This window comes from Streptomyces sp. NPDC028331, assembly GCF_055565775.1.
In genome coordinates, this window is record NZ_JBVHTR010000015.1 from 89,460 (window position 1) to 100,135 (window position 10,676).

At 73.5% G+C, this 10,676-nt stretch carries 8 protein-coding genes and 1 pseudogene; 8 read left to right on the forward strand and 1 reads right to left on the reverse strand.

Annotated elements, in window-relative coordinates; all coding sequences use genetic code 11:
• Positions 1-215: 215 nt before the first annotated feature.
• The 8 genes and pseudogenes from ACZ4SW_RS22485 to ACZ4SW_RS22520 all read left to right on the forward strand — a co-directional run bounded on the left by ACZ4SW_RS22485 (position 216) and on the right by ACZ4SW_RS22520 (position 7,419).
• Positions 216-874 (forward strand): annotated as a pseudogene (locus ACZ4SW_RS22485) (CoA transferase subunit A).
• Complete coding sequence (locus ACZ4SW_RS22490) at positions 874-1,518, forward strand: CoA transferase subunit B (RefSeq protein ID WP_468247259.1); 645 nt, start codon at positions 874-876, stop codon at positions 1,516-1,518. Before ACZ4SW_RS22485 ends, ACZ4SW_RS22490 begins: the two are co-directional and overlap by 1 nt.
• Entirely contained in the window at positions 1,515-2,717 is a 1,203-nt protein-coding gene (locus ACZ4SW_RS22495) for a thiolase family protein (RefSeq protein ID WP_468247263.1), read from the forward strand. The genes ACZ4SW_RS22490 and ACZ4SW_RS22495 overlap by 4 nt, the downstream gene beginning before the upstream one ends.
• A gap of 8 nt (positions 2,718-2,725) precedes the next feature.
• On the forward strand, positions 2,726-3,499 hold the full coding sequence (gene pcaH / locus ACZ4SW_RS22500) for a protocatechuate 3,4-dioxygenase subunit beta (RefSeq protein ID WP_468247268.1): 774 nt from the start codon (positions 2,726-2,728) through the stop codon (positions 3,497-3,499).
• A 6-nt stretch (positions 3,500-3,505) separates the two neighbouring features.
• Positions 3,506-4,111, forward strand: coding sequence for a protocatechuate 3,4-dioxygenase subunit alpha (gene pcaG, locus ACZ4SW_RS22505; protein WP_468247272.1), 606 nt, complete (start codon positions 3,506-3,508; stop codon positions 4,109-4,111).
• Positions 4,108-5,439, forward strand: a complete 1,332-nt coding sequence (gene pcaB / locus ACZ4SW_RS22510; protein WP_468247278.1) for a 3-carboxy-cis,cis-muconate cycloisomerase — start codon at positions 4,108-4,110, stop codon at positions 5,437-5,439. Before pcaG ends, pcaB begins: the two co-directional genes overlap by 4 nt.
• A complete protein-coding gene (gene pcaDC / locus ACZ4SW_RS22515; RefSeq protein WP_468247285.1) occupies positions 5,436-6,563 on the forward strand; it encodes a bifunctional 3-oxoadipate enol-lactonase/4-carboxymuconolactone decarboxylase PcaDC in 1,128 nt (375 codons plus the stop codon). Before pcaB ends, pcaDC begins: the two co-directional genes overlap by 4 nt.
• 64 nt (positions 6,564-6,627) lie before the next feature.
• On the forward strand, positions 6,628-7,419 hold the full coding sequence (locus ACZ4SW_RS22520) for an SDR family NAD(P)-dependent oxidoreductase (RefSeq protein WP_468247290.1): 792 nt from the start codon (positions 6,628-6,630) through the stop codon (positions 7,417-7,419).
• Positions 7,420-7,454: 35 nt separating this feature from the next.
• Here the strand turns inward: ACZ4SW_RS22520 and ACZ4SW_RS22525 are convergent, their stop codons facing one another.
• Entirely contained in the window at positions 7,455-10,130 is a 2,676-nt protein-coding gene (locus ACZ4SW_RS22525; RefSeq protein WP_468247294.1) for an ATP-binding protein, read from the reverse strand.
• Positions 10,131-10,676: the final 546 nt, after the last annotated feature.

Here is a 10,676-nt window from a genome sequence, read left to right on the forward strand (position 1 = left end):
GTCCGTCGTGCTTCGGCCATTCCATCGGTGCACTGAACAATACCGCCTGCTGTTCACCCCGTTTGTCCCCGCTCATGAGGCACGTCTCCCGAGCCCTCTGGGCTCTTGACGGACTAAGTCGACGAGTGGCAGCGTGAGGGAACCTCGCAGAAATAATCAGTGCGCTGAGTAATTCGGTGATCCTTGTGGTGTCGCGGACAGATGGGGCTTGACGGATGGACAAGGTGGTCGCCACGGCCCTGGAGGCGGTGGCCGACGTGCCGGACGGCGCGTCGCTGGCGGTGGGCGGGTTCGGGCTGAGCGGTGTGCCCGACGCGTTGATCGAGGCGCTGTACGAGCGCGGGGTCAGCGGCCTGAGCGCGGTGAGCTGGAGGTCGAGATGATCCCGCAGGGCACGCTGGCCGAGCGGCTGCGCGCGGGCGGGGCCGGCATCCCCGCCTTCTACACACCGGCGGGTGTGGGGACCCAGGTCGCCGAGGGCGGGCTGCCGTGGCGCTACGACGGGCACGGCGGGGTCGCTCTGGTCTCGCCGCCGAAGGAGGTGCGGGAGTTCGACGGAGTCGAGTACGTGCTGGAGCGCGGCATCCGGACCGACTTCGCGCTGGTGCGGGCGGCGAGGGGCGACCGGCACGGGAACCTCGTCTTCAACAAGTCCTCCCGGAACTTCAACCCGCTGGCGGCCATGGCGGGCAAGGTCGCCATCGCCGAGGTGGAGGAGCTGGTGGAGCCCGGGGAGATCGATCCGGACGCGGTGCATCTGCCGGGCATCTTCGTGCAGCGGGTCGTGGCGCTCACCCCGGAGCAGGCCGCCGACAAGAAGATCGAACGGCGCACGGTCTCCGCGCCCGAGGCACGAGGAACGGTGAGTGCGTGATGGCGTGGACCCGTGAGCAGATGGCGGCCCGCGCGGCGCGCGAGCTGAAGGACGGTCAGTACGTCAACCTCGGCATCGGGCTGCCGACCCTGATCCCCAACTTTCTGCCCGAGGGCGTCGAGGTGGTCCTGGAGTCGGAGAACGGCATCCTGGGCACCGGCCCCTACCCCACCGAGGAGGAGGTCGACCCGGACCTGATCAACGCGGGCAAGGAGACGGTCACGGTGCTGCCCGGCGCCGCCTTCTTCGACTCGGCGCTGTCGTTCTCCATGATCCGCGGCGGGCACATCGACGTCGCCGTGCTGGGCGCCATGCAGGTCTCCGAGAAGGGCGACCTGGCCAACTGGGCGATCCCGGGAAAGATGATCACGGGGATCGGCGGGGCGATGGACCTGGTCCACGGCGCCCGCACCGTCATCGTCGTGATGACCCACACCGCCAAGGACGGCAGCCCCAAGATCCTGAAGGAGTGCGCGCTGCCGCTGACCGGCCGGGCCTGCGTCGACCGGATCATCACCGACCTCGGCGTCCTCGACGTCACCGACGAGGGCCTGGTCCTCGTCGAGACCGCACCCGGGGTGGGTGTCGAGGAGATCACCGCCAAGACCGACGCCTCGCTGACCGTCGCGGAGGAACACGCATGAAGACCGTCTACGTCGTCGACGCGGTCCGCACCCCGATCGGCCGCTACAACGGCGGCCTCGCGGGCGTCCGCCCGGACGACCTCGCCGCCCACGTCCTCCGCGAACTGCTGGCCCGCACGCCCGGGCTGGACCCCGCACGCATCGACGACGTGTACTTCGGCAACGCCAACGGGGCCGGCGAGGAGAACCGCAACGTCGGCCGCATGGCCGCCCTGCTGGCCGGTCTGCCCACCTCGGTGCCGGGCGTGACGGTGAACCGGCTGTGCGCCTCGGGCCTGGAGGCGGTCATCCAGGCCGCCCGCGCCATCGCCGTCGGGGACGCCTCGATCGCGCTGGCGGGTGGCGTGGAATCCATGACCCGCGCCCCCTATGTGCTGCCCAAGAGCGACAAGCCGTTCCCGGCCGCCCACACGGAGCTCTACTCCACCACGCTGGGCTGGCGCATGGTGAACCCGGAGATGGACCCGCAGTGGACCATCCCGCTCGGCGAGAGCGCGGAGCTGATCGCCGACAAGCACAAGATCAGCCGCGAGCAGCAGGACGAGTTCGCCCTGCACAGCCACCAGAAGGCGGCCAGGGCACAGCGGCAAGGCCTGTTCGACGCAGAACTCGCCCCCGTCACCATTCCGCAGCGCAAGGGTGACCCGCAGGTCCTCGCCACCGACGAGTGCGTACGCCCGGACGCCTCCCTCACCGCGATGGCCAGGCTCAAGCCGTCCTTCCGCAGCGAGAACGGCACCGTGACCGCGGGCAACGCCTCCCCGCTCAACGACGGCGCCGCCGCCCTGCTCCTGACCGACGAGGAAGGGCTCGAGGCCGTCGGCCGCGAACCCCTCGCCCGCGTCTCGGCGACCGGTGTGTCGGCCGTCGACCCGCAGTACTTCGGTCTCGCCCCGGTGGCGGCGGTCAACCGCGCCCTGGCCAAGGCGGGCAGGAGCTTCGACGACCTGTCGGTCCTCGAACTCAACGAGGCCTTCGCCGCCCAGGTCCTGGGCTGCCTCGCGGAATGGCCCGAGTTCGACCCGGCCGTCCTCAACCCGCAGGGCGGCGCCATCGCCCTCGGCCACCCGCTCGGCGCCTCCGGTGCCCGTCTCGCCGGCACCGTCGCCCACCAGCTCGCCCGTCGCGGCTCCGGCACCGGCGTCGCCACCCTGTGCATCGGCGTGGGCCAGGGCCTCGCCCTCGTCCTCGAACGCTAGGAACACCCATGGCTCTCACTCAGCAGGACATCGACCTCGAGATCGCGGCCGAGCACGCCGCCTACGAGAAGCGGGTCGCCGACGGCGGGCCCGTCGAACACCACCCGCGCCGCGACTACGCGCCCTACCGCTCCTCGGTGCTGCGCCACCCGAAGCAGCCGCCGATCACCATCGACGTCGCCAAGGACCCGGAGCTGGTGGAGCTGTCCTCCCCGGCCTTCGGCGAGCGGGACATCACCGAGATCGACAACGACCTCACCCGGCACCACCGGGGCGAGCCCATCGGGGAACGGATCACCGTCTCGGGCCGCCTGCTCGACCGCGGCGGGCGTCCGATCCGCGGCCAGCTCATCGAGATCTGGCAGGCGAACGCGGCCGGCCGGTACGCGCACCAGCGCGAGCAGCACGACGCCCCGCTCGACCCGAACTTCACGGGCGTGGGCCGCACGCTCACGGACGACGACGGCTTCTACCGCTTCACCACCATCCAGCCGGGCCCGTACCCGTGGCGCAACCACGTGGGCGCCTGGCGTCCGGCCCACATCCACTTCTCGCTCTTCGGCACGGCGTTCACACAGCGGCTCGTGACGCAGATGTACTTCCCGAACGACCCGCTGTTCCCGTACGACCCGATCCTGCAGTCCGTGACGGACGACGCCGCCCGGCAGCGGCTCGTGGCGACATACGACCACAGCCTGTCGGTGCCGGAGTTCTCGCTCGGCTACCACTGGGACATCGTGCTCGACGGCCCGCACGCCACCTGGATCGAGGAAGGACGCTGACCTGCCATGACGAGGATCGACACGAGCAGGCCGGAGAGCGTGCTGCCCACCCCGTCGCACACCGTCGGCCCGTTCTACGGGTACGCGCTACCGTTCCCGGGCGGGGCCGACATCGCGCCGGTGGGCCACCCGGACACCATCACCCTCCAGGGGTACGTCCTCGACGGCGAGGGCAACCCGCTGCCGGACGCCTTCGTGGAGCTGTGGGGGCCCGGCCCCGACGGCACCCTCCCCACCACCGACGGCTCCATCCGGCGCGACCCGGCGACCGGCGGCTACCTGGGCCGCAACGGGGTGGAGTTCACCGGCTGGGGCCGCATCCAGAGCGACGCCAACGGCCACTGGTACGCCCGTACGCTGCGGCCGGGCGCCCGCGGGCGCAGCGCCCCGTACATCAGCGCCTGCGTCTTCGCGCGCGGTCTGCTCATGCACCTGTTCACCCGGATCTACCTCCCCGGCGACGAGGCGGCGCTCGCCGCGGACCCGCTGCTCGCCCGGCTCGAGCCGGAGCGCCGCGACACGCTGATCGCGGTGGACGGAGGCGACGGCACGTACCGTTTCGACATCCGCCTTCAGGGCGAGGGCGAGACGGTGTTCCTGGAGTTCCGGTGACCTCTGCAGAGTCCGACAGCGGCCTGCTCGCCCCCGGGTGGGCGGGCTCCCCGGCCGCGTCCGCGACGAGCGACGGCGCGTACCTGCGGGCGCTGCTCGACGCGGAGGCGGCGCTGACCCGGGCGCAGGCCGGACTGGGGCTGGTTCCCGAGGAGGCGGCCACGGCGGTGACCTCGGCGGCCGGGTCCGGTCCCTTCGACGTGCGGGACATCGCGCTGCGGGCCCGCAGCGGCGGCAATCCGGTGATCCCGCTCGTCGCCGACCTGACGGAGGCGGCCGGTCAGGAGTACGGGCCGTACGTCCACCGGGGCGCGACCAGTCAGGACATCCTCGACACGGCGACGATGCTGGTCGCCGCGCGCACCCTGGACCTGGTCCTGGCCGACCTGGAGCTCACGCAGGAGGCGCTGGCCCGGCTCGCCGCGCGGCACCGGGACACGGTCCTGCCGGGGCGGACGCTCACCCAGCACGCGGTGCCGACGACCTTCGGGCTGAAGGCGGCGGGCTGGCGGTCGCTGGTGCTGGACGCCCGGGACCGGCTGCGGGCGGTACGTGACGGGCTGCCCGCTCAACTGGGCGGCGCGGCGGGCACCCTGGCCGCGTTCACGGCGTACGGCGCGGCGGATCCGACGGCGCTCGTGGCCGCGTACGCACGGGAACTCGGCCTGCGCGCACCCGAGTTGCCGTGGCACGCCCTGCGCACCCCGATCGCGGATCTCGCGGGCGCCCTCGCCTTCACGGCCGGAGCGCTGGGCAGGACCGCCGCGGACGTCCTCACCCTCTCCCGTACCGAGATCGCCGAGGTCGCCGAGGACGCCGGCGGGGGTTCCTCCGCGATGCCGCACAAGGCGAACCCGGTACGGGCGACGCTGATCGCGGCGGCCGCCCGGCGCGCACCGCAGCTCGCGGCCACCCTCTACGGGTCACTGGCCGCCGAGGACGAACGCCCGGCCGGGGCCTGGCACGCCGAGTGGGAGCCGCTGCGCGATCTGCTGCGAGTGGTGGGCGGCGCCGCGCACGACGCCGTGCCCCTGGCCGAAGGCCTGCGGGTGGACGCGGACGCCATGCGCGAACACCTCGGCCTCACCCACGGGTTGGTCGTCTCCGAGCGGCTGGCGGCGGAGCTGGCGCCCGTGCTGGGCCGCGCCCGCGCCCGGGAGCTGCTCACCGAGACCGCCCGGCGCACCCGCACCGAGGGCCGCACCCTCGCCGAACTGCTCGCCGAGGTACCGGAGTTGAAGGACGTCGACGTCGCAGCCCTCACCGACCCGGCCCAGTACACCGGCTCCGCGGGAGCCCTCACCGACCGTGCCCTGGAGCGCCCGTGACCGACAAGCTGTTGCACCACCGCGTGGAGGGTCCCGCCACCGCTCCCCCGCTGATCCTCGGCCCGTCGCTCGGCACCTCGTACGCCCTGTGGGACTCGGTGGCGCCGGAGTTGTCCGTCACCCACCGGGTGATCCGCTGGGACCTGCCCGGCCACGGCGGCTCGGCCCCGGACCTCATCCGACCGGGCGCGACGGTCGGCGACCTCGCCGAACGGGTCCTGGCGCTCGCGGACTCGCTGGGTGTCGACCGGTTCGCGTACGCCGGGGTGTCGCTCGGCGGGGCGGTGGGGCTGCACCTGGCCGTGCACCACCCCGAGCGGGTCTCCTCACTGGCCGTCATCTGCTCCTCCGCCCACTTCAACGGCTCGAAGCCGTGGGAGGAGCGGGCCGCGCTGGTACGCCGCGAGGGTCTGGCGCCGGTCGCCGCGACCGCCGACTCCCGCTGGTTCACGGCCGGGTTCACCGTGCCGCGGCTGGTGCAGGACCATCGGGACGCGGACCCGGAGGCGTACGCCGCCTGCTGCGACGCGCTCGCCGCGTTCGACATCCGTGACCGGCTGGCGTCGATCACCGCGCGGACGCTGCTGATCGCGGGCCGCGAGGACCCGGCGACGCCGCCGGCACATCTGCGGGAGATCGCGGACGCGGTGCCCGGCTCCGCGCTGGTCGAGCTCCCGGGCGCCTCGCACCTGGCGCCCGCGCAGTGCCCGAAGGCCGTCGTGGCGGCGTTGCGGACGCATCTGACCGGAGCGCCGGAGCGGGGCATGGAGGTACGCCGCCAGGTCCTGGGCGACGCCCATGTGGACCGGGCGCAGGCGCGCCAGACCCCCTTCACCGCGCGCTTCCAGGACTTCATCTCCCGCTACGCCTGGGGCGAGATCTGGACCGATCCGACGCTGTCCCGTCGTGAACGCAGCATGATCACGCTGACGGCGCTGGTCGCGCACGGCCACTACGACGAGCTGGCCATGCACGTCCGGGCGGCCCGGCGCAACGGGCTGACACCGGAGGAGATCGGCGCGGTGCTGTCGCAGACGGCCGTCTACTGCGGGGTGCCGGCGGCGAACTCGGCGTTCGCGGTGGCGCAGCGGGTGCTCGCGGAGGAGGAGGCCGCCGGAGGGTGACCCTGCTGGTCGTAGCTTCAGCAGCACCCCTCACGGAGCGCCCGCGCGTGTCTAGGGTGGAAGCATGTCGACTGTTCTCATCACCGGTGCCACCTCCGGACTCGGCCGGTATGTCGCCTTCGAACTGGTCCGTTCCGGGCACGTCGTCCTCGCCCACGGGCGCGACGCGGGCCGTACCGACCGGCTGGTCGCGGAGTTGCGCACCGAGGGTGAGGCGCACGGCTTCGTCGCCGACCTCGCCTCGCTGGACGCGGTGCGCCGGCTCGGTGACGAGGTCGCCGCGGCGCACCCCGAGCTGGACGTCCTGATCAACAACGCGGGTGTGGGCGGCGGCGCGCGCGGCTCCGGCCGCGAGGTGAGCGCCGACGGCCACGAACTGCGGCTCGCGGTCAACCATCTGGCGCCGGTCGCCCTCACCCGTGCCCTGCTGCCGGTGCTGCGGCAGAACCCTCCCGCGCGGATCGTCAACGTGGGCTCGGCGGGCCAGGAGCCGCTGGACTTCGACGACCCCGAGCTGACGCGCGGCTACAACGGTGTCTCGGCGTACTGCCGCAGCAAGTTCGCCCTGGCCGCGCACACGTTCGCGCTGGCGGAGGAGCTCCAGGGCACGGGTGTGTCGGTGAACGTCCTGCACCCGGCGACCTACATGGACACGGCGATGGTCCGCGAGGCGGGGGTCACACCGTGGAACACGGTCGCGGACGGGGCGGCCGGGGTACTGGCGCTTGCCACGCAGGACGTGGGCAGCGGTGGGTACTTCGACGGCACGCGACCGTCACGGGCGCACGAGGGGACGTACGACCGCGAGGTGCAGAAGCGCCTGACGACGGTCACGGATCAACTGCTCGCGCTGTAGCCGCGCCACGACAGGGGCGCGCCGGGGCTGTGGCGTCAATCGGATCCCAGCGCATCCCGAGCCCGAACAGCCAACCCGTCCGCCCCGCACGACTCCGCCAACGACAGCCCCCGTTCGAGCTCGGGCACCGACCTCGTGGCGATTCCGTACTCGACGAGCGCGGCAGCGTGTTCGTACTGGCAGGGAGAGGCCTCGAGGTAGGTCACGGCCTGTGCGGCCAGGCGCACCGCACGCTGCCCCGTCTCCAGGGCGGCGGCCACCCGCAGGGCCTCGCCGATGGCCGTGTCGGTGCCGAAGAACTCGGCCTGCCGGCGGGCCGTCGCGGCCAGATCGGCGGCACGGCGCGGATCCTCGGTCGCCAGCGCCCGCGCCAGGTCCCCGGCCCAGGGCGCCAGCACCGTGTTGTGCCCGCGTCCCGCGCACGCCTTCTCGGCCGCTTCCAGCTCGCCCACGCCCTCCTCGGTCCGCCCGACGGCGAGCAGCAGCCGGCCGCGCACGGAACGGGTGTCGGGCAGCACGATCGTGGACGGGTACGGGGGTGCGAAGCCGCACCGCTCGGCGAGGGACCAGGCCTCCTCGACGTGTCCCCGGGCGAGCAGCGTGTCGACGAGGCCGCAGGTCGCCGACCAGTACAGGGGCAGCCCGCGCCCGACGCGCTCGGCGAGACGCAGCGACTCGCGCAGGGAGGTCTCGGCTTCCCGGAGCCGGCCGCGCCTGCGGTGCGCGAGTCCGAGGTAGGCGTGGGCCAGGGCGAGGTGGCCGCCGCTCCAGCCGGCGGACTCATAGGCGCGCAGGGCCTCCGCGAACAGGCTCTCGGCCCGGTCGAGCCGGTCGGTGTAGGCGTACGCGCTGCCCAGCATCAGCAGCAGTTCGATGCCCCACTCGGTGTCGGTCCAGCCGAGTCCAGGGGCGAGGCGGCCGTTGACGAGGGCGCGGTCGCAGACTTCCACGACCTCTTCGGCGTTCTCGCCGTGGGTCATCGCGTCGAAGCCGCGCAGGATGAGCAGGGCACGCTCGGAGTTGTTCCGGCCGGTGCAGGTGCGGGCGAGTTCGGCCAGCTCACGGGAGCGTGCCGGGGAGTCCTCCTCGGCCGCGTGGATGCTCTCCCACATGTAGTGGACGGCCTGCAGACGCATCCGGGAGGGGCCCGGCTCCAGACGGGCCGCCTCCTCGTCGACGGTGCGGATGGCGTCGTCGAGCTGGTCGTTGTGCAGCAGGGCCTGGGACAGGCGGTAGACGGCGTCCACGCGGTCGTCGCCCTCCAGGCCGGGCAGGGCGAGGGCGGCCTGGAGGTAGTCGATGGTGGTGGCGGGTGAGGTCAGCAGCGTGGCGCAGCCCAGTTCGTAGAGCACGTACGGCTGGATCTCGGGCGTCGGCGGCTCGAGCAGGGCGCGTTCCAGACAGCGGCGGGCCGCTTCGGGGGCGCCGACGGCGAGGTGTTCGCGCGCGGCCTGACGCATCTGCTCGACCAGTTCCTCGTCGTCGTCCGGGTGGACCTCGAGGAGGTGGCGGGAGGCGGCCGCCGCGCCGAGGCCGGAGTCGGTGACGACCCGTGCGGCGATGCCGTGCATGGCGGTGCGCAGCCCGTCGGGGATGGAGCGGTAGACGGCGCTGGCGATCAGCGGGTGGACGAACTCCAGCTCCGCTGCGTCGGTCCGGCGGCCCGCCGCATCGGGTCGGGTCATGATGCGGGCGGCGCCGAGCAGCTCGGCGCAGCGCGCGGCTTCGTCGGGGCTCATGGTGGCGAGCCGGGCCACCAGGTCCACGGTGATGCCGGTGCCGAGGATCGCCGCGGCCCAGGCGAACCGGGTGGCCTCTATGCCGAGTCCCTCAAGGCGGGCGACGAGGCCGTTGCCGCGGGCCGAGCGGTTCAGGTCCCGCAGCTCGGCGCAGGACGCCTCGACCGGGTCGAGCTGGCTGTCCTGCACCTTGGCGAGCAGTTCGACGGTCTCGTACGGGTTGCCGCCGGTCACGGCCCACACCTCGCGGCAGAACGGGGCGTCGGCGTGCGCGCCGACGGTGGCCCGGGTGAGCCCGGCGGTCGCCTCGGGGGTGAGCGCGCTCAGGGTGCTGACCGGGCGGCGGGCCGCCGCGGTGATGGCGTCGAGGTGGCGGGCGCCTTCGCCGCCGGCCTCGCCGGGGCGGAGGGCGACCACGAAGAGCACGCGCAGGTCGTCGAGGCGTTCGCAGCAGGCGGCCAGCCAGTGCAGGGTCTCCTGGTCGGCCCACTGGGCGTCGTCGACGATCAGGACCAACGGCCACTCGCGCCGGGCGAGCCGGAAGACGACCTCGACCAGGCCGTCGCACACGCCCTGCGGGTCGGCCTGCCGCTCGCCGGGGTCCGCGATGCCGAGGGCGGGGCCCGCGACCTCGTACCAGTCGCCCAGGTACTCGCGCGCCTCCTCCGGCATCAGGGAGAAGAGCATCGGCTGGAGCAGTTGCCGTACGACGTTGAACGGCACGGAGGTGACGGTCTCACCGCCGCGCGCCCACCACACCGCGCAGCCCCGCTTCTCCGCGATGCGGCGTGTCTCGGCGAGCAGGGCGGTCTTGCCGATGCCGGCCTCCCCGCTGAACACCAGCAGACTCCCCGACTCCGAGGGCGACGAGTCGTCGCTCAGGGCGTCGACCGCCTCGGTGATGACGGCGAGTTCCGCGTCGCGTTCCCACAGGGAAGCCGAGGCGGCCGCGCCGGGCCGTGCCTCCGTCATCCCGGTACCTCCCCAGGTCGCCCAAACGACGTACGGACATCGAGCCTAGCCGTCCCCGTGCGTCGGTGGAGGGAGGTCGGACCACCTGTTGCCGTGACGGGTGACACGAGGCACCCCGGGGCGACGCGATCGGGCGCCGACCAGCCCGGCCGCGGGTAATCGATCGTCAAAGTCCGTGCGGGGCAAGCGCATTCTCCCCCCTGCGGCGGCAACCGGCTTCCACGGCACGTGCCGTACCGCCGTGCGGTACCGGCTCGCGGGCCGGAGCGGAACGCGGGATGACGGGACGGTACGGGGCGGAGCCGCCGCGGGTGACGGGGCCGTCGCCGCGCCGTCGCCGGTGGGTTGTCGCGGGCGGCCCGGGGGCCGCTGGCGCCGTCTCCGGGCCCGCTCGGCGTCCGCGACCGTGGTCCTCGACGCACCACCGGGCGGGAGCTTCCGTCCGGCGCCGTGCCGTGGGCCGGGGGGGGGAGGGGGGAGGGGGGGGGGGGGGGGGGGGGGGGGGGGGGGGGGGGGGGGGGGGGGGGGGGGGGGGGGGGTGGGGCG